The sequence below is a fragment of the Methylocystis sp. Sn-Cys genome (genome assembly GCF_016745395.1).
In the GTDB taxonomy this organism is placed as follows: Bacteria; Pseudomonadota; Alphaproteobacteria; order Rhizobiales; family Beijerinckiaceae; genus Methylocystis; species Methylocystis iwaonis.
In genome coordinates this window covers 121,692-141,417 of the sequence record NZ_JAERVJ010000006.1, presented here as the reverse complement: position 1 = coordinate 141,417, position 19,726 = coordinate 121,692, and the positions used below count along the sequence as shown (strand labels likewise).

Here is a 19,726-nt window from a genome sequence, read left to right as displayed (position 1 = left end):
TGCGTTTTTGCGGCTCTGGATTCCCGGTGGTGATCAGGATCGTATTTCGGAGTCTTCCAGGGCCTCTTCAACCTCCGCCTGGTGAGCGGGCGTGTGCAAGGCCGCCTCGTCCTTAGGTAGAAGATGGCGGGGCAAATAAAACTTGTTTGCGATGAGTGTTGGAAGCAAAGCGGTTCCTATGATCGCGGCAACCAGGGTTGAATATTGCGCGTCATCGATAATCTTGTTGGAAAGGCCAAAGAGCGCCGATATCGTCCCGAAAGTCAGTCCTGACGCCATCAGCAAGGTCGTGTACATAGCGTCCTTGTGCGGCGCGTTGAATGCTCTCGCTACAGGGTAGACGCTGACGATCTTGGCGCCGATCTCGACGATAAGAAGCGCGACGACGCCGAAGGGCGCCATGAGCACCGTCGGGATGGACACGAAGTAGCCGGCGCGGACGAAATAAAACGGCGTCAATAATCCGATGGTGATCGCACGAAGACGCTTGACCAAGGCGGCATCGCGCCCAACGCTCCCCGCAAGCGCCATCCCGATCAGATAGGCGGGGAGCACCGCTTCGCTGCCTGCCCAGACGGCGAGCGCGCCAAGGCCCATCAGGCAAAAGAGCAAGAATTTGGCTTCGAATTCCGACGGCTTGCCGCCAAAAATCGCATAAGCGCGCGGCGTTATTTTTGGCAGGCCGACGAAGGCGCCGCCGAGGGCAAGAACGAACGCCAGCGTCTTCCAGGTGAAGGGGGCGAAGACGAGCCCGAGGGTGATGACGGTTCCAAGGTCGGTGATGAAACAAGCGGCAAGGATCGTCTTGCCATATTCGACCCGGTTGAAGCCGTATTCCATCATGACCGTATAAACGACGGCGACGGAGGTCGCCGCCAGGGCGATGCCGGCGAGAAGCGCGGGCGCGCTTTCCCAATCAAGGAGATAATGGGCGGCCGCCCAACACCCTATTGCTGGCAGCAAAAAGCTCGCCGCGCCGATGGCCGCCGCCTCCCGCCACTTCATTTTGAAGACGTCGGGGTCGAGTTCCGCCCCGGCAAGAAACGTCAGCAATATAGCGCCGATGCCGGCGAACGCCTTGACCCATGGCTCCTGGACCGAGAAGGCGCCGTAATAGCCGAGGGCGCCGAGCGCGGAGCCGGCAACCATGCCCACGACAATTTCCACAAGCGCCGTCGAGAAGCGATAACGGTGCGCGATGACGCTTGCGACAAGCGCTAAAGCGAAAACCAATGCGACTTGAGCCCAAATCCCTGCCATAACGTCCCCCGTGGTGTTTTATCGCGCGGCAAAGCGCTTGGTTTTCTTGGATTGCAGAGCCGCGGCAAACCCGAGGTCGGTCCCTGCCGCTGCGCCAAATAAAATCATTGGAAGCACCGCTTGCGCGCAAATGCGCCAATACCGAAGCCTGCCTGGTAATTTAGAAAGCTCAGCTCAGTGTGCGCTGGCCTCCCTTTCCATGACGCACCGGCCGTCCCCTTCGTTTACGTCGCGCACGATATTCTTCTTGACGATTTCATCCGCGCGAGTCTTCGCTTCAGCAAGATCCTTATTGAATATCCCGGTCGTATATTCGCTCGTCGAGGTTTTGACGGTGGAGGCGGCGAGTGGCGTGGGCTCTGCGCCGACGTTGATCGATGTGACTGTGGAAAGGCCCGGACGCAATGGGGTCTTCTTTAGTTCATCGGGATCGATCGCAATGCGGACGGGCACACGCTGGACAATGCGGATGAAGTTGCCGGTTGCGTTATCGGGCGGCAAGGTGGCGAAAACGCTGCCAGAGCCCGGCACGAGGCCCTCGACCGTCCCGTGGAAAATCGCGCTCGACCCGTAGAGATCGACTTTAATTACGGCTTCCTGGCCGGGGCGTACCCGCGCCATGCGGTTTTCCCACAAATTGGCCTCGACCCAAAGATGGTCGAGGGGGACAATGTTGAGAATCTGGTCGCCGGGCCGCACACGCTGCCCGACTTGAACCCGCCGCTTGGCGACATAGCCAGTCGTTGGCGCTCGAATGCTCTGGCGCAGGAACTCGATATAAGCGTCGTTGAAGCGCGCCTTGGCAAGCTCGACATCGGGGTGCGTCGTTGGCGTCACACCGCCAAGCCGCGACTCCATCGCCTGATATTCCGCACGGGCTTCCCGCAGATCAGCGTCCTGCGCGGCCAGCGTATCTTCGGTATTCTGCAAAATCTGACGGGAGGCGGCGCCGCTCGCCGCCGCCTGCTTATAGCGCGCAAGATCATGGATCGTTCGCTCGCGAACGGCGGCGCGCGCCGTGACCTTCTGGCAGATCTGCCGGCGGTTGGCGAACAACGCCCCAACATTTCGCACGGCGCGACCAAGCTCTGCTTCAGCCTGGGCCAGCGCAGCGCGCGCCCGCTGCTCGTCGAGCTGAACGAGCACGTCGCCTTCCTTCACGAGTTGGGTTTCTTCGGCGAGGACCTTTGCGACGACGCCGGTCGCGTCGGCCTGCACCGGAAGTATGTTACCGCTGACAAAAGCATTGTCGGTCGTCACCCAGTCCCGGTCGTAGGTCAGATAGCGATAGGCGACGGCCAACATGCCAACGACGACGCCGATCGCCACCGCCTTCAGCAAGAAATTGCGGCGCGCGCGTATGCTTTTGCGGGAGAGCGGGGCGTCTATCTGTTCCGCGTTCAAAATCAGCCTCCTCCAAGCGATTGGACGACGTCGACGACCGGCGTGATCGGGTCGCTCTCCGGCGCCGGCCTCGGCTCATGGGCTTGCGGGCCGGCGTCATAGCCGCCGCCGAGAGCCTGAAACAAATCCACAGTCGCGACGAGTCTGTCGCCTTCAATGCCACGCTGGATAAAGACGGCGTCCAGCGTGTCGGCGTGTTGCTGGATGAATTCACGCCGATCCTGCAGGCCGCCGCGCAGCCGGATGCGCGCAAGCTCGACCTCGGCGCGTCGCGCCCGGATAAAGCGCCCCTGCGACTCGTGCTCCGCCCTTGCGCGCTTCAGCGTGGCGAGCGCGTCGGCGACCTGCTGCGCGGCGGTGAGCAGCGTCTCATTGTAGGCGTCGACCGCCTGGTCGTAATCGGCGCGCTGGGATTCGAGATTGCCGGTGAGCTTGCCGCCCTGGAAGATCGGCAGATGCAGTCCGGGCGTGACGCTGTAGACCATGGCGCCCGGGTTGAACAAATAGCCGCCAAGCTTTGCGAATTGCGTCGAGGTGACCGAGGCTTCGAGCCCCGCCGAAACCGACAGATCGATCGAGGGCAAAAACATGGCTTTGGCGGCGTGAATGCGTTCGGCCCAGGCTTCCGCGCGACGTAGCGCCGCCATGAGATCGGGGCGGTGGGCCAGCAATTCGATCGGGAGTTTACTCGGCAGTGCGGGCTGCGCCGGCGCAACGCTTTTTCTCCGAGCGAATAGACCGCGCGCAACGTCCGGCCCCTCGCCCATCAGGCGCGCGAGCGCGTTCTCCTGAATCTCGATCGCCGCCGTCAATGCGGCCTCGCGGCGGACGGCCGCCTCTTCATTGCTCCGCGCCAGTTGGACGATGTCGAGGATTTCGATGCCGGTTTGGTAACGCGTTTCGGCGAGCTGACGCAGCTCGCGGCGCAAGCCTGTCAATTCCTTGGCGAGCTTGAGTTGCTCCGCCAGAATATAGCCGCGCAGATAGGCGCGGGCGACGCTTGTCGTCAGCAATAAGCGCGTTTGTTCGAGCTCGCCCGCCTGCGCCAGCGCGTCGCCTATCGCGGCGTCGAGCAAGGCGCGGTTCTTGCCCCAGAAGTCCAGCTCCCATTTGGCGGAAATCGGGTTGAGGAAGGCGGCGGATTTTTGTTTGCCTCCCTGCAGCGGATTGAGCCCCGCCGCGACGCCATGCTCGGCGTAGCGATACTGCTTGTAGGAGAGGTCGGCCTCCACATAGGGGGTAAGACGCGAGCCTGCGATGTCGACCGCCGCCTCGGCGTCTTTCAGGGTGTCGGCGGCTTTTCTCAAGCCTTGATTGCCGAGCAGCGATTTTCCGATGACGGCGTCGAGTTCCGCGCTGCGAAAGGCTCTCCACCACTGCGTGCTTGGCCAGCCGTTTTCCGTGCTGACGCTCTTGACGCCGGAAGCCGCGATTGTGCGGCTCATCGACGGCGGCTCCATGAACTCGGCGCGTTGCTGCGGCGCTGTGGGCATGCAGCCGCCTAAAGACGCGAAGGCCGCCGCGACAGGGATGGACCTCTGCAAGCGCCGGATCATTCGGTCAGTCCATCTAGGTTGAGGCAAGGCATTAGGGCTCTTCCATAAGTTCCTTGGCGCGGAGGAGCTCCAACCTTTGCTTCGGCGCGGGCTTCCTAGCCGGTTTGGCCAACCAGACAAAAATAGCAAGACCAAAAAAGGCGAGCGCGCCGGTGAGGAAAGCGTCGTTGAGCCCCATAAGCAATGCTTGCTGGCGAATAAGGCGCGAGACCTGCGCCCGCGCCACGGATTCGCTCAACCCGAGCCCCTGCAGCTTATCGAGAAGCTGGGGGAGCAGGTCGAGCGAGGGAAAGCGCCGGCCGCCAAGCTGATCCGCGAGGTCGAGTTGGTGGAAAGGCGTTCGCCGGAATTGCACGACGCCTTGCAGGGTGATGCCAAAAGCGCCGGCCGCTGTCCGCAGCATCGCAAGCTCTTCGGCGGCGCGGATGAGTTGAGAGCCCCCAAGGCCTTGGACTGCAATGGCGGCGGGCGGCGCGAAGAACGTCGCGAGGAAGAAGCCGAAGAAAATCATCGGCACGGTGATCTGATCGAAGGAAGCAGGCTTATCGAACAGGCCCAGCCACGTCATGGTCACCGAGAAGCCAAGGAAGTTCAGGCTCGCAAAAAGGCGCAAATCAATGTGCCTGACGAGAAGGTGCACCACTGAGACGACAGGCACAGCCAGCAGCGCCATCGTAAGGTATACCGTCCCCGCGCCCGAGGAGGTGTACCCCAGCAGCAACTGAAGCTGCCCGATAAAGACCGACAGCATGCCTTGGATAAAGAGAAAGCCGAAGACCGAGCAAAAAGTCGCGACCGCATAGTTGCGGTGGCCAAAGAGCCGTAGGTCCAGGACCGGGCGGCGTTCGCCGAGCTCCCAGATGATAAAGATCGGGAGGGAGATGGCGACCACGACCATGACGATCGTGAGGAAGGATGATCCAAGCCAATCGAAGTCATTGCCTTGGTTGAGCACTGTTTGGAACCCGACCAGAGTAACGGAGATCAACAACACCCCTATGGCGTCGAAACGCGTGATCCGCCGGGCGAATGGACGGCCATAGAGCAGAGCGCCCACAACCCCGGCGATTGGTAAGCCGAGGAAAATGTTCGAATAGAAAAGCACGCGCCAGTTGAAATATTCGGCCCAGAATCCGCCCATGAAAACGCCCAGGGTGAAAGGCGCCATACTGAGCACGCCCCACCAGGCGACCCCATAGGGGCGGTATTTTTCGGGGAGTTCATTCAGGACGAGCCCCTGGCCGATCGGCAGCAATATGCCGCCGGCAAGTCCGAGCAGGAAGCGCGCCGGCACGAAGAACCAGATGGTTTCGCTCAAAGCGCATGCGAGGGAAAAAACCGCATAGGCGACGAAAGCGGCGACATAGACCCGGTAGTCGCCATAGCGCGCCGACAGCCAGCGGGCGAAAGGCAGGCCGAGCACGATGCCCATCATGTGGTCCGTCGTCGCCCAGGTGCCGAAACTGGGCGTGACGCCCTGGAGGCTGCCAGCCGCATAGGGGGCCAGCACTGTATATCCGGGCACGTTGGAGAGAGCGATGACGTTGCCCACGGCCAGCGCAGCATTAAAAAGGAGGAATCGCCAACCCGTCAGCCGATCATCGTCGTCGAAGGCGGTCATATTGCCGCCCTTGCGAAGCTAGACCGACGCGGGCTCGGCTGTAAGCGCAGAGAAAACAACGGCTTTTTCAAAGCGGACTCCTAGCGTGCGTGCGCAAGCAGGAGTCATCAGCCCCAAGGGCGGTTATAAGGCGAACTCCATCGCCTACGCCATTTATAAGCCGAAGGGACGTATCCCTGTCAACCGCTTGGCTTTCCGCGCCGCGAGGGCGGGCAGGGGCGCTTGCGATTACGTCTCCCCGAGGGGAGCGGCGCTGGCCCCGTCCTTCTCGAGCACAGTCTTTATGGCGCCTCGCCCGGCCAAAGCGCCAAGCACTCGCCGCCGCAGGGGGATAAGCAAGCGACTCGCTACCCTTCACGCACATTCATATGGCGTCCCGGCGCCGCAGCGCATCGGGGGTAGTCACGACGTGTGCAACCTTCTCCCATCTGCACGGCAATTACGTAGCATCGCCTTTCGTTTATCGACCAATCTGTATGCTTACGTCGGAAATACTCCCCGGTTAAGAAGGTGCGCTTTCTCAGCCAAGTGGAGAACTCCATTCCATTGGCGGCGGACGCAAAAATGCTTGCATGATCGAGTAGAGAGCGATGTCAGTGACCTTGCGAAAAGCCTCTTTCGATGCGCCTGCCGAGAGATCGAACGAGACGCGCTTGGCGTCTGGCTCAAAGTGGCGCGCTCTAAGCTTGCCGTTTCCGCTCGACGAAAGTCTCCTGCCGCACAGCATTGCCGCCTGCGGGCGCGATGAGGCCCCCGATTTCGTAATCATCAACGACGCCGCTTCGGTTTCTCTCCTTGCATCGGCCTTATCTCCAGCCGCAGCCGCGATCGTGCCTGTCGTGGATGCGACCGGAATCTCGGCAGACAATCGCGTCAAGCGCCGTAGCGATCTCAGCATCGGCATGGCTTCTCCGCGCGCCCTCTCGGAGGCGCTGATCACACTGTCTCCGATGATTGCGAGAATTAGGCAGCTTTCTCCTGCAATTTTTCAGGCGGCGGATCCACGCCTTCTGCTTCTTGCGCGGTTGTTTGTGCGAGACAGCGATTTGCTTCCTTCGATCGACCCTGCTGCGAAAGACGCTTTTGTTTATCGTGACGAGGCCGCTGTCGATGGAGCGGTAACTACCGCGGAAGACCTCGTTGGGAGTGGCCTGCTGGAGCGACGGTTTTTTGACGCCGTGGCGGCTTGTCCCCATTGTGCGTGTTCCGCCCGGCTCGTCGTTCGAGAACTCTGCGCTTCCTGTGGCAGTCCGCACGTCACTGAACAGGCTGTTCTGCATCATCTGAGCTGCGCGTATCAGGGTCCAGAGTCAGATTTCCGACAAGAAACCGGCGGGCTTATTTGCCCCAAATGTCGTCAGGCCCTAACCTTTTTTAGTCTCGACTACGACCGTCCAGGCTCTCTGTACATCTGTCACGCATGCGGCCATTCGTCGGGCGACATTCGGACCGAGTTACTCTGCCTGAATTGCGGCGCCTCGATCGCAGCCGGCGATATGAGCAGGCGGGATTTTTATCGATACAGTCTCACCGACGCCGCGAGAGCCCTCGTCATTTCGCCCGCGCCGAAACTGCCGCCTTCTTCGCCCAACGAGGGAATGATTGGCGCGGTGCGCGCTTTCGCCGACCGTTTATCCTCGCGAGGCGCCGTCGGCTGTATTTTGAAAGTGCGGCTCCATGAGCCGCCCGGAACGCCGCCCGCGGGCCGTAGTTGGCAGCAAACATGGTCGTTCTTCCGCTCCTTGCTTCGAGAGTGTTTCGTGCAAGACACGGAGATCGTCGAGGAGCTTCCTGTGTTCCTCGTGATGATCGAGAGCGATGCGAAGCGGGAAGTTGAACGGGCTCTTCCCGAGATTAGCTCGCGCCTCGAGCGGCATCTCTCGCTCGCTCCGTCGGTCGAATATGCCGTCCTGACATGCGCTGAGTTTCTGGCGCTCGCCGCCGCCAACTCCAACGCGCAGGCGCCACGATGATCGACGCTGTCATTTCCGCCTGGCACTTTCTCCTAGCGCTGCCGGGATCGGCTTACTTCGCGCTTCTTTGGCTCACAATTCTTGCAGAGGCGCCTCGCTATTTCCTTGGCGTGCAAGCCACCGCCGCAGCATTGCTGTTTGGCGAGCGCCGCCACACCGGTCCGATAGGGCCCCTTCCTGCCGTCTCGATCCTTCTCGCCGGGCACAATGAAGAAGCGTCGATCGAGAAGTGCATCCGCTCGCTTCACGCTCAAACCTTCAAAAACTTCGAGATCGTCTGTGTCGATGACGGTTCAAACGACCGGACCTACGAAATCATGACCCGAGCCAGGCGCGAAAATCTTGTGAGCTCAGTCGCCCGACTCGAATTACGCGGCGGTAAAGCTGCCGCGCTCAATCTCGCAGCGCGAATTGCAAAGGGCGACATCTTTGTCGTCATCGACTGCGATTGCTCCTTCGAGCCGGATGCAATCGAGGAGCTGCTGCGACCATTTGCTAGCGATTCAGAAATCGCAGGTTCGAGCGGAAATATCTTGGTGCGCAACTGGCAGGCGTCGATCATCACATCGCTGCAGGCAATCGAATATTTGCTTTCGATTTCGCTGGGAAAGGCCTTTTCGGACGTTCTCGACCAAGTTGTCTGCGTCTCTGGCGCTTTTGGCGCATTTCGGCGCGACGCGTGGGAGCGTGTCAGCGGCATGGATGTGGGCGGCGGCGAAGATTTGGACTTTACGCTTCGCCTACGTTCCTGCGGTTACAGAGTTGTCTTCACCAGACATTCGGTTTGCTACACGGACGTCCCCGACTCCTTTTACAATCTCTGGCGCCAGCGCAATCGCTGGGAGCGTGACGCCATCTGGGTTCGCTACCGCAAATATCCCCGGCTTATGAACCCGTTCAGCTCCGCCTTCAACTGGCGTGAAGCGTTCCATCAGTGGGATTTCATCATCTTCAACATGCTGCCGACGCTTGCCTCTCCATTTTATGTCGTCTGGCTCCTGGTCAATTACGGTCAATTTGGAGTTCTTTTGCTGATCGCGGTTGCGATGCTGCTCTTTACCTTCGATGTCGTGACGTTTTTTGCGGCTGTGCTCATCACAGGCAAACCCATTTTCTGGCGATTGGCGCCATTCGTTCCGTTGTTTGGCTTGTTCCAGTCCTACGTCATGCGCATGAACCGGTTATATGCCTACGTCACGGAGATCATTTTTTCATCTTCGCTCCGAGACAACTACGTCCCGCAAAAGTCACGCGATCTCATGATCTGGCGCTAAGACGAAAAAGGAGACAGGGATCCATGACGCTCCATTCATTGCGTCCGCTTTCGCGGCCCGACAACCTGAAGAATCAAGCCCGCGCCGCCCAGTCTCTTGCACGCAAGATTTATCTGGCCGCGCTCGTTGGCGCGGGATGCTGGGTTTTGTTTCTCGTTTTCGGCCCGATGATCTTCATGGAGGCCAACGGCATGGTCCTCGAGGACGAGGAAGTCGTGTCGCCTTCCTTCAGCGCGCAACTGCTGACGATTTCGGTTCGGCCGGGCGACAAAGTCGCGGCGGGCGATCAGATCGGCAAAGTCCTGTCGACACAGATGATCGATCTGATTTCCGATCTCACCTCGCGCAAAGGTCAATTCGACGTCCGCAAGGCCCAGATCGACGCGCGGCTATCGGCGATCGACGCTATGCTTCCAGTCGCGCAGCAGCGCATAAAACATTCCGGCGCCGCCTATGCCGTCGTGGACCAAGCGATGGCGCGCGGCTACAGCACGACGACGCGTCTGCTGGAAGCAACGAGAGATCGTTTCGAGGCCGAACGCGAAGTCGCGTCGTTACGGGCGGAGCAGGCGGGCCTGACGAGCGAGCGCGCTTCGGTTCTCAGCAATCTCGTCCGTCTTCAGGAAGCCGTTGACGCGGCGCAGCGTTCGTACCGCGATGGCGCAATTATCAGTCCGGTCGCGGGAACGCTCGGCGCGCATGTCGCGACCCCTGGGACCGTGCTCTCGCCGGGGGCAGCGGGCAAGATTGCGGAGATTTACCACGGAAAGCAGTTCATTCTGGCCTATCTCCCGACAAACCGCATCTATGCAGCCGATCCGGGCCAAACCGTTGTCATCACGGATGGGTTCAAGCGCCAGGTCGGGCGCATCGAGGCCGTTGGGAACATCACCGACCAACTACCAGCCGAGTTTCAATCGGCTTTCCGCACGATAGAGCGTCAGCAACTCGCGCGAATCTCTATCGAAGACGGCGGCGCTTTTCCGCTTTTGGCGAAAATCAGAGTGACGACGCCGCTTGCGCCTTCGAATGTCATTACATCGGCGCCCGAGGCAATTGTAAGCGCCGTTGTCTCCAGCTCCAAATGGCTGATCGCCGCTTTTGCTCGCGATAGGAATCCAGCGCCTGAATATGGAATGTTAGGGATTCGCTTGGCCGCGCGCGAGACGCCGCTCGAGCCTCGGGAAAAGGCGCAGCGCAAGTGAGCAACCCCAGCGCCTTTTGCAAAGTCGCTCGCCGCCGCTTGCTCGGCCGCTCATTTCTCGAAAGGCGCCGCTTCACATGATCAGAGCAGTTATGACGTCTCGCCGCTCATTCTTGTCGGCCTGTGCAGTAACGCCTTTGGCGAGCGTTTTCGCGAAAGCGCGAAACGCGCCGCCGCGCATGGCGATGTGGGTGTGGAAGGATCGCGTTTTGTCCCCCGGCGCTATGCTGACTTTTGCAGAGAAGCGCGGGATATCGACACTATTCGTTTACGTCAGCCCGACGGCTGCCGAGGCGCTTCTCACCAGACGCAGAGACGCTTGCGCGACGTTGCGCGCGATGCGTTCAAACGGACGGCGCGTTTATGCAGTGGCCGGCGAGCCCGACTGGGCGTGGGGACCAGCGCAACTGCCGGAGCATGCCGCCTTACTTGTCAGGTTGGCGGTGGAAACGAAATTGTTCGACGGGCTCCATTTCGATGTCGAGCCCAATGCAGTGCCGGATTGGAACGACAAACCGACGCGACCTGCTCTTATGAAGGGTTCGGTGAAGTTTTATGACCTTTTGCGAGCCGCCGCGCCTTATCAAAAGATCGACATCGCCGTTAATCCGGTTTTTGCGACGCTTACGACAGGCGGCTCCAACTTCATGCGCGAGCTTGCAAGACGGGCTGACTCGCTGTCGATCATGTCCTATCGATCCGATCCCAAACGCGCGCTCGAGTGGGCCGCTCCAGCAATCGCACAGATCGAGGGGGCTGGCCGGCGTTGGAGGATGGGGGCGGAGGTCGGCGACGCCGAGCCCGGCGTCACTTGGCGCGGAACGCCGCCGGATCGTTTTTCTTCCGCTATGGTCGATTTCGACAATCTGATCACGGGTCGATTCCGGTCCCCCCGTTACGAGGGCCTGGCGTTGCACGACTACGATTCACTCGCGCAAATGTATGGAGAAGTCGACGGCTGAAAACGAACGATAATGGAGGTTTCTGCGAGGCGATCGTTGCAAATTTCTTTTCCCGCTCATGCTGAACGCACTCCTCTCTCGGGGAGCTCGAAGGATCGTTAGGGGAAAACTGTGATGGGACAGGCGAGAGTATTTCCCTTCGGGAAACCGGCAAGGAGAGTTCCCTCAATCGGCGGTCACACGCTGCTCTTTATTTTAGCTGCCTGCTCGTGGCCCTTGCTTGCTCGGCACGCGCACGCCGAAACGCTGACAGACGCATTGTCCGAAGCCTATCTCACGAATCCGCAACTGAACGCACAGCGAGCCAGCACACGCAGCGTTGACGAGAACCTGCCGATGGCGCGCGGAACCCTTCTTCCCACGGTGAATCTTCTCGGCAATTATGCCGTCCTCCAGCAGAACCTGCTGACGAGCGCGTTCAAGTCCTACACATTGACTCAGCCGGCCGGCGCAGGCTTGCTGGTCAATCTCAATATCTTCAACGGCTTTCGAGGGCTTAACGGAATCGACCAAGCGAAGGCTCAGATTTTCCAATCTCGCCAGATTTTGCGCAATGCCGAGAATATCGTTCTGGCAAACGCCGCAGCGGCTTATCTGAATGTTTTGCACGACGCTGCGGTCTACAAGCTTCGGGATAATTTTGTCCGCGCCGTCGCCAATCAGGTCGTGACGACCAAAGGACGGTTTCTCGGCGGGGAAGTCACCAAGACGGATATCTTCCAGGCGGAATCCTATCTGGCTCGCGGCAAGTTGGATCGCTCGACGTCGACGGTGAATCTTCAGTCGAGCATTTCCGCCTACAGCCAGTTGATCGGACGATCGCCGAACAGGTTGACGGCTGTCGGGTCGCCGGATCGGATGCTGCCACAGAATGTTGGCGCCGCCGTTCAGCTCGCCCTTACCGACCATCCGGCTGCGCTCGCGGCTCGATACAACGTCGATATCATCGAGCTTGCTGTGAAAATTGCCGAAGGAGAGCTCGCGCCGACAGTGAACCTTGTCGGTTCGGTAAATCAGAACTTCAATTACGTTGGATATGTCGGCGCGCCGAACGAGCGGCTTTTTCAAGGTATGGTCGGGGTTCAAGTGAATGTGCCCGTTTATGAAGGCGGCATTGTCTATGCCCGGGCCCGGCAGGCCAAGGAGAGGCTCGGGGAAGCAAAGTTCCTTTACCACCAGCAAATCAACGAGATTAAGCAGTCGGTCGAGGCCGCCTGGGCCGCCTGGAACGAATCGAGCAAGCTCGCGGCCTCGGCAAGGGAGCAAGCCAGAAGCGCCGAGTCCGCTCTTGCCGGCATTCGGCAGGAAGCCAAAATCAGCCTGCGAACCACATGGGATATTTTGAACGCCCAACTGACGCTGTTGAGCGCGAGGATTGCTCTGGTGGACGCTCAGCGCAACCGCATTCTCTCCGGGTTCGGGCTTCTGGCGTCGATGGGGCAGCTTTCAGCGGAAAAACTGGCGCTCGATGTCCCCGTCTATGACGCGACGACGCATTACGAGCAAATCAAGGATCAATGGTTTGGGCTGGAAGCGTGGAACCCGCCAGCCGTCAAGCAAGCAGAGTAGGGCATGATCTTTCGTAACCTTTCGAGGCAAACGTCACAGAGTATCAGCAGATTGGCAGGACGTCCGTTGATAACGACCTCGAGCTGCAACTTCATGTCGGACAGAGCGGGAGACTGAATTCCGGAGACGGGCTGGATGTAATTCGCCCCCGCGTCTTTCATATAGTGAAACGGCATACGCTCGACGCCGGGCGCGGCGGAACACGCCGCAGGCCTCAAGGCTCGCAGCTCTTTCGCAGTAATTTCGCGTCGATCGTGAAGCCGGAACGTTTCGCTCCCGAGCTCATTTTGGATTGGGCGCGATACCAGGATTTGAAATCGCCCGTGAAGAGAAAGCTCTCAACCTCGCGCCTGCCGCCCGCGACACATTCGACCGTGACGATCACTTGGTCGCCTGCACGCGAGACGGATGGTTGCGTACAGCCACTCGCGCGAGGGCCGATGATGCTGTCGCCCTCGGCAATGCAGACGTCATTGGTCTGCATCCCGATCTCGGGAGAAACCGTTGTGATCCGCCACAAACCCGGAGCTCTTGTTGGCAGCTCGGTTTGCGCCGCGCCCGTCGGCTGCGCCTCTCCCACCGAACCGGAGAGGCTCATGACCAACGCGAACAGGCTGGGAGAAAGCAGGGGGCTTTTCAACATTGTTCCCGCAGAGCGTTGAGCGTTCAGGGTCCGATGTGCGGCCATAATCATTTCTAGTCGTCGCCGTAAAGGCGCCTTCCGATTTTTCCCTTGCTTCCGTGAAAGCATCCCGATCGAGAGTCGCTCCGCCGTCGATGCTTCTCGTCGCCATAATGTTCCGACCATTGCAATTTCCTTAACGCAGGCTGCTTCGACGTCCATCTGTCGGGCGAGGCGGGGGTCTGCTGCGAAGTGCTGATTCTTCCTGTAGTCTCCGGGAAATAATGAAGAAGACGTCACAATGGCGCTGTTGTAGGAACGTCGATGTCGATTCAACCGCGGCGTTTTGGGTCGTTCGTATGATCAGTCGCGTATTTCTCCTTGCTGCCTTCTGCATGGGGGCTGCCGCCCTGAGCATCCGTGACTCCGCCGCAGCCGACAGAGCGCGCGGGCAATATCTGGTGGAGGCCCTCGGCGCCTGCGATAATTGCCACACGCCGCGGGGCCCCGGGGGCTATGATTACGCCGCGCGCTTCTCCGGCGGGTCTCAGACGTTCTCCGGCAATGGCTATGCCGTACGCGGTTCGAATATCTCACCCGACAAAGAGACGGGCGTGGGCGGCTGGAGCGACGAGGCGCTGGGCGCCGCCATTGTCGCCGGCGTCGGCCGGGACGGGCAGCTCGCGCCTGTGATGCCTTCCGACTCCTACCGTGCGTTGACCAAAGACGATCTCGACGCGATCATCTCCTTTCTTCGCGCCGCAGCTCCCGTTCGAACCCAACCTGCGCAACCGCCACAGCGACATGGCGAATGGGCGCCGCATCCGCTACCCGGCGCCGAGGCCCCTTTCGATGACGCGGCGCTTTCCAACAAAATCAAGCGCGGGCTCTATGTCGCCTCGATCGCCCGCTGCCTGTCCTGCCACAGTGGCGAAAAAGACGATGCGCCCGATCACGTAAACCGACTCGGCGCGGGTGGAAAAATCTTCCGCACCCCCGGCGGAGTCGCTGTCGCATCGAATATCAGCGCGCATCAGGAGAAAGGTCTCGGCGCCTGGTCGAGCGAGGAGATCGCGCGCGCCATCACGCAAGGGGTCTCGCGTAACGGCGATCCGCTCAAGCCGCCCATGTCGACGCTCGCCAAGGCGCATTTCGCAAAGATGTCGAGAGAGGATCTAGACGCGCTTGTCGCCTATCTACGAACCATCCCCCCGAAAGAATAATCAGCGCGGGGTCTCGACGGCCGCTCGAATGGCTTTCGCGAGGTCGCCCTCGAAAAGCATGGCGGAGCCATAATGCGTCTCGATGTCGAAGGGCCTCTGAAGGTTCATATCCAACGAGGCGCTGTGCATGGCGATCAGCCGACCGTCTTCCGAGAATAATCCCGACCCGGAGCCGCCGTAGCCGTCATTACAGTCGTGCCGCGCACGCCGCACATGGCCCTCGCTCGGTTCGTCGATGCGATGGATCTCGCATAATTCGATCGTGGCGGGGAGGCGCGTATTGGAATGTCCCGCGGGCGCCACCATCGTCACCTTCATCCCCGGTCCGGTCATTATGTTGCTCGCATCCGGGATGGGCTGCGGCTTCACATTGTCAGGCGTCGGTTGCAGCAGCCGTAGGAGCGCCCAGTCGTCGGTGATGTGCAGGCCTTTGGACTCCACCGCCGCGCCGAACAGCACATTGTCGCCGTCGAAGTAATAATCGCCGCCCGCGATACGAAAAAAGCAGTTCGTCACGGGGTGCGTCGGAACCAGCTTGCTGTCGACAAAATTATGCGCGTTTACCACGACGAGATCATGCGCGCCGATCAGCCATGCCGCCGCGCCGCGCTCCAGCGCGCCAAAATCAGAATAGCACATCAGCACGCCAGCCCCAGGAAAGCGCGCCAAGTCGGCGTCGGTCATCAGGCGGCGCCCGTCCTGCGGATACAGCGCGATGTCGACGATCGGCGCCTTCGGGCCCTCGAAACCGGCGGCGCCGAGCGTCAGCAGATAGGCGCCAAAAAGGCCGAAAACCATACGATCAGACATGCGTCATGCTTCTTATAGCCATGCAGTTCGGCGGGAGAAGATACCGCATGTCGACCCGCGTCAAGATGACGACGCGTTAGCGCCGGTGCGTAGGAAATACCGGGAGGCGATATGCCATTCTTTCCCGAGGCACATTACCGATAAATCGTAGAGACACGCTGCGACGCTTAAATTTATATGCTCGCGGATCGTCTCTCCCATAAAGCGCGGCAAGCGCTTCCAAGGAAGCGACCTTCAACGAACATGACGACTCTGGAGAAATGCTGGAGCGTCTTCACGAGGCGACGTCATCCTTTCAAGAAGCCGCCAACGGTCTTGCAGGACGTCGCAGGAGGACTCGTCTATGAGGAAATTCTTAAATTCCGTTTCCCTGCTGTCGGTCCTGATCGCGGCGCCCGTCACTATGGCGTCGGTCGCCCAGGCCGAAGACCGGCTCGAAGCGCTCGCGAAGAGCGAAGACAACTGGGCGATGCAGGGCAAGAACTACAGCGCGAACCACTACAGCACGCTCACGCAGATCAACGCTGACAACGTCAAGAACCTCAAGGTTTCCTGGTCTTTTTCGACGGGCCTGCTGAGCGGCCACGAAGGCGCGCCAATTGTCGTCGACGGAAAAATGTATGTTCATACGTCGTTTCCCAACAACACCTTTGCGCTCGATCTGAGCGATCCGACGCGCATTCTTTGGCAGCACAAGCCCAAGCAGAACGCCGCCGCGCGCGCCGTCGCCTGCTGCGACATCGTCAATCGCGGCCTTGCCTATTGGCCTGGCGATGGCAAGACGCCGTCGTTGATCATCAAGACGCTTCTCGACGGCAATGTTGTCGCCCTGAACGCGGTTACCGGCCAGGAATACTGGAAGATCGAAAACTCCGACTTCAAAGTCGGCTCGACCCTGACCGTTGCGCCGCATGTCTACAAGGATGTGGTGCTTGTCGGCAGCTCGGGCGCCGAGCTCGGCGTGCGTGGTTATATGACCGCTTACGACGTTCGTACCGGTGAGCAGAAGTGGCGCGCTTACGCCACGGGGCCTGATTCCGACGTGTTGATCGGCGACGACTTCAACAAGGCGAATCCGCATTATGGCCAGAAGGGCCTTGGCACGTCGACCTGGGAAGGCGACGCCTGGAAGATCGGCGGCGGCACGAATTGGGGCTGGTTCGCTTATGATCCGGGCACGAATCTCGTCTACTACGGCAGCGGCAACCCCGCGCCGTGGAACGAGACGATGCGTCCGGGCGACAACAAGTGGACGATGACCATTTGGGGCCGCGATCTCGAAACCGGCGCGGCGAAATTCGGCTATCAAAAGACGCCGCACGACGAATGGGATTACGCGGGCATCAACTTCATGATGCTCAGCGAGCAGAAGGATAAGGAAGGCAAGCTTCGCAAGCTGCTGACCCATCCGGACCGCAACGGCATCGTCTACACGCTCGACCGCACGGACGGCACCTTGGTCTCGGCGGACAAAATCGACGACACGGTCAATGTCTTCAAAAAGGTCGATCTGAAGAGCGGCCTGCCGGTTCGCGACCCCGAATATGGCACCCGCATGGATCATCTCGCCAAGGATGTTTGCCCCTCGGCGATGGGTTATCACAATCAGGGGCTCGACTCCTACGACCCGACCAAGGAGCTGTTCTTCCTCGGCGTGAACCATATCTGCATGGACTGGGAGCCCTTCATGCTTCCGTACCGCGCCGGTCAGTTCTTCGTCGGCGCGACGCTGAACATGTTTCCGGGTCCGAAGGGCGACCGCCAGAAGGGCGAGGGCCTGGGTCAGATCAAGGCCTACAACGCCATCACCGGCCAGTTCAAATGGGAGAAGATGGAGCGCTTCGCGGTTTGGGGCGGCACCGCCGCGACCGCTGGCAATGTCGTCTTCTACGGAACGCTCGACGGCTTCATCAAGGCTCGCAACAGCGACACCGGCGACCTGCTCTGGAAGTTCAAGCTTCCGTCCGGCGTCATCGGCCATCCGATCGTCTATCAGCACAAGGGCGTCGAATATGTGGCCATCCTGTACGGCGTCGGTGGTTGGCCGGGCGTTGGCCTCGTGTTCGACCTTCAGGATCCGACGGCCGGTCTTGGCGCGGTCGGCGCCTTCAAGCAGCTTGCCAATTATACCCAGATGGGCGGCGGCGTGATGGTCTTCGCGCTCGACGGCAAGGGTCCCTACGACGATCTGAACCTCGGCGAATACAAGGCCAACTAATCTCCTCTCTGCTTTGCAAGAAGCAATTGAGACGTTTGCTCGGGCGCATAAATCTGCGCTCGGGCAAACGCCCGAGGAAGTTCACGAAAGAAGCGAAGATGTTGCGTCCGACTCGCTCGTCTACATGGTTTAGCGCCGTCGCTGCTGCGGCGCTCCTCGGCGCCGCGCCGGCGACCGCTGCGTCGCTTGGCGTTTCCGGCGACGCCGTCAACAACGCGGCTTCGAATCCGGCGCAGGCGCCTGGACAAGCAGCCGATCCTCATTCGCTGCGAATCTGCGCCGCAAAGAACCAACCGCCGCTGTCGTTGGAAGACGGCTCGGGTCTCGAAAACAAGATTGGGGTAGCGCTCGCCGACGCGTTGAAGCGCAAGGCGCAGTTCGTGTGGTCCGAGCGGCCAGCGATCTATCTCGTCCGCGACTATCTCGACAAGAACCTCTGCGACATCATCATCGGCCTCGATACGGGCGATCCGCGCGTCGCGACGTCGAAACCTTATTACCGGACTGGCTACGTCTTCGTGAGCCGCGCGGATCGCGGCCTCGACGTGAAGTCGTGGAACGACGCTCGACTGAAAAAGGCTGGCCACATCGTCGTCGCCTTTGGCTCGCCGGGCGAAGTGCTCCTCAAAGACATGGGCCAATATGAAGATAATATGGCCTATCTTTACTCGCTCGTGAACTTCAGATCAGCGCGCAATCAATATACGCAGATCGATCCGAGTCGCATGGTGGGCGAGGTTGTGAATGGCTCCGCCGAAATCGCAGTGGGATTTGCGCCGGATGTCGCGCGTTACGTCAAGGCGTCGACCGTTCCCTTGCGAATGAGCTTGATTGAAGACGATGCGGCGAAGAGCAATGGCGAAAAAGTGCCGCAACGCTTCGAACAATCGGTCGCCGTTCGCCGTGACGACAAGGCGTTGCTGGACGCCGTCAACACCGCGCTGGTCGCCGCCAAGCCGAAGATCGATGAAATCCTCAAAGCCGAAGGCGTCCCCCTTTTGCCGGTGACCCAATAGACGCGCGCATACTGAGCAGGAAGAGAAAACGTGTTCAAGCAAAGAAAAAATGCGGCGCGTGTGATCGTCGCCGCGGTCGGAGCCTTCGTAGCCGTAGCGGCAATCGCACAGTCGGCCATTACCTTCCGCAACACCATCACTGGCGAAGTCCTCAATTTCAGCGACGCGCTGCCGGAGGGTAAAGACACTCCCGCCGTCAAGGAATTCATGACGACGGGCGTCAACCCCTACAATGAGGATCTGAGCTGCTTGAAACAGGGCGAGCAGACTTTCCTCTCGGCGTGTTCGGGCTGCCATGGCCATATCGGCGAAGGCAAGATCGGGCCCGGCCTCAACGACGCTTATTGGACCTATCCGCAGAACGAGACCGACGAAGGCCTGTTCTCGACGATCTATGGCGGCGCACAGGCGTCGATGGGGCCGCAATATCAGAATCTTCAGCTCGACGAGATGCTGAAGGTAATGGCTTGGGTCCGCCACCTCTTCAAGGAAGCGCCGGAGAAGGCGACTTGGCTGAGCGATACGCAGCGCAAGTCGTTCAAGCCTTACGCCGGACATGAGACGTTGCCGGACAATCCGCCAGGCAAGTGCCAGGCCAAAAAGTAAGGTCACGGCGAAGCAAGTTCCGCCGATCGGCGGGAGGCGCAAACAAAGAGGCTCGAGCCTCGCACATATGGAGGAACCAGGCATGCGTAAGATGCATTTCGCTGCGGCGGTCGCCGTTGGCATCATGTTCAGCGCCGGCAGCGCTCTCGCCTATGACGGCACCAAGTGCAAAGCGCCCGGCAACTGCTGGGAACCCAAGCCGGGCTTTCCGGAAAAGGTCGAGGGCTCGAAATACGACCCCAAGCACGATCCGAAGGAACTCGCCAAGCAGCAGGCCTCGATCCAGTCCATGGAAGATCGCAACAAAAAGCGGGTCGAGAATTTCAAGAAGACCGGCAAATGGGAATATGACGTGAGCAAGATCGCTCAATAATCGAATTCGTCGCGGTTTTTCCGCGATGAACGAAA

General features: G+C 60.0%; 16 protein-coding genes and 1 riboswitch. Of the genes, 10 read left to right on the top strand and 6 right to left on the bottom strand.

The window, feature by feature from the left end:
* Positions 1–33 precede the first annotated feature (33 nt).
* The 4 genes from JJT62_RS13080 to JJT62_RS13065 form a co-directional block, all read right to left on the bottom strand.
* The gene (locus JJT62_RS13080; protein ID WP_202073209.1) at positions 34–1,260 is read right to left on the bottom strand and encodes a cation:proton antiporter; all 1,227 of its coding nucleotides are present in this window, start codon (positions 1,258–1,260) and stop codon (positions 34–36) included.
* A gap of 174 nt (positions 1,261–1,434) precedes the next feature.
* Positions 1,435–2,664: an HlyD family efflux transporter periplasmic adaptor subunit gene (locus tag JJT62_RS13075; RefSeq protein ID WP_210340663.1), complete on the bottom strand. Its 1,230-nt coding sequence runs from the start codon at positions 2,662–2,664 to the stop codon at positions 1,435–1,437.
* 2 nt (positions 2,665–2,666) lie between these two features.
* Positions 2,667–4,220, bottom strand: coding sequence for an efflux transporter outer membrane subunit (locus JJT62_RS13070; protein ID WP_202073208.1), 1,554 nt, complete (start codon positions 4,218–4,220; stop codon positions 2,667–2,669).
* Between the two features lie 31 nt (positions 4,221–4,251).
* Positions 4,252–5,841: an MFS transporter gene (locus tag JJT62_RS13065; protein ID WP_202073207.1), complete on the bottom strand. Its 1,590-nt coding sequence runs from the start codon at positions 5,839–5,841 to the stop codon at positions 4,252–4,254.
* Between the two features lie 91 nt (positions 5,842–5,932).
* A riboswitch (Fluoride riboswitch) is annotated at positions 5,933–5,995 on the bottom strand.
* Between the two features lie 532 nt (positions 5,996–6,527).
* On the opposite strand from JJT62_RS13065, the gene JJT62_RS13060 reads away from it, so the two are divergent.
* The 5 genes from JJT62_RS13060 to JJT62_RS13040 all read left to right on the top strand — a co-directional run bounded on the left by JJT62_RS13060 (position 6,528) and on the right by JJT62_RS13040 (position 12,823).
* Positions 6,528–7,814, top strand: a complete 1,287-nt coding sequence (locus tag JJT62_RS13060; RefSeq protein WP_202073206.1) for a hypothetical protein — start codon at positions 6,528–6,530, stop codon at positions 7,812–7,814.
* Positions 7,811–9,088: a glycosyltransferase family 2 protein gene (locus JJT62_RS13055; protein WP_202073205.1), complete on the top strand. Its 1,278-nt coding sequence runs from the start codon at positions 7,811–7,813 to the stop codon at positions 9,086–9,088. The genes JJT62_RS13060 and JJT62_RS13055 overlap by 4 nt, the downstream gene beginning before the upstream one ends.
* A 23-nt stretch (positions 9,089–9,111) precedes the next feature.
* Positions 9,112–10,293 (top strand): HlyD family secretion protein, encoded by a 1,182-nt coding sequence (locus tag JJT62_RS13050; protein ID WP_202073204.1) that lies wholly within the window; start codon positions 9,112–9,114, stop codon positions 10,291–10,293.
* 454 nt (positions 10,294–10,747) lie between these two features.
* Entirely contained in the window at positions 10,748–11,254 is a 507-nt protein-coding gene (locus JJT62_RS13045) for a hypothetical protein (protein ID WP_202073203.1), read from the top strand.
* Positions 11,255–11,368: 114 nt separating this feature from the next.
* Positions 11,369–12,823: a TolC family outer membrane protein gene (locus JJT62_RS13040; protein WP_202073202.1), complete on the top strand. Its 1,455-nt coding sequence runs from the start codon at positions 11,369–11,371 to the stop codon at positions 12,821–12,823.
* 214 nt (positions 12,824–13,037) lie between these two features.
* On the opposite strand, the gene JJT62_RS13035 is transcribed toward JJT62_RS13040, so the two are convergent.
* Positions 13,038–13,511: a DUF3617 domain-containing protein gene (locus JJT62_RS13035; protein ID WP_246744877.1), complete on the bottom strand. Its 474-nt coding sequence runs from the start codon at positions 13,509–13,511 to the stop codon at positions 13,038–13,040.
* Positions 13,512–13,804: 293 nt separating this feature from the next.
* Between JJT62_RS13035 and JJT62_RS13030 the strand changes: the two genes are divergently transcribed.
* On the top strand, positions 13,805–14,668 hold the full coding sequence (locus JJT62_RS13030) for a c-type cytochrome (RefSeq protein ID WP_202073201.1): 864 nt from the start codon (positions 13,805–13,807) through the stop codon (positions 14,666–14,668).
* On the opposite strand, the gene JJT62_RS13025 is transcribed toward JJT62_RS13030, so the two are convergent.
* Positions 14,669–15,478 (bottom strand): serine protease, encoded by an 810-nt coding sequence (locus tag JJT62_RS13025; protein WP_202073200.1) that lies wholly within the window; start codon positions 15,476–15,478, stop codon positions 14,669–14,671.
* A 343-nt stretch (positions 15,479–15,821) separates the two neighbouring features.
* On the opposite strand from JJT62_RS13025, the gene JJT62_RS13020 reads away from it, so the two are divergent.
* The 4 genes from JJT62_RS13020 (at position 15,822) to JJT62_RS13005 (ending at position 19,691) form a co-directional block, all read left to right on the top strand.
* Positions 15,822–17,696: a methanol/ethanol family PQQ-dependent dehydrogenase gene (locus tag JJT62_RS13020; protein ID WP_202073199.1), complete on the top strand. Its 1,875-nt coding sequence runs from the start codon at positions 15,822–15,824 to the stop codon at positions 17,694–17,696.
* A 98-nt stretch (positions 17,697–17,794) separates the two neighbouring features.
* Positions 17,795–18,712, top strand: coding sequence for a methanol oxidation system protein MoxJ (gene moxJ / locus JJT62_RS13015; RefSeq protein WP_202073198.1), 918 nt, complete (start codon positions 17,795–17,797; stop codon positions 18,710–18,712).
* A 30-nt stretch (positions 18,713–18,742) separates the two neighbouring features.
* Positions 18,743–19,318, top strand: a complete 576-nt coding sequence (gene moxG / locus JJT62_RS13010) for a cytochrome c(L), periplasmic (protein ID WP_202073197.1) — start codon at positions 18,743–18,745, stop codon at positions 19,316–19,318.
* Positions 19,319–19,400: 82 nt separating this feature from the next.
* Positions 19,401–19,691 carry a methanol dehydrogenase [cytochrome c] subunit gene (locus tag JJT62_RS13005; RefSeq protein ID WP_202073196.1) on the top strand — a complete coding sequence of 97 codons (291 nt, stop codon included), beginning with the start codon at positions 19,401–19,403 and terminating at the stop codon, positions 19,689–19,691.
* The last annotated feature ends 35 nt before the right edge of the window (positions 19,692–19,726 follow it).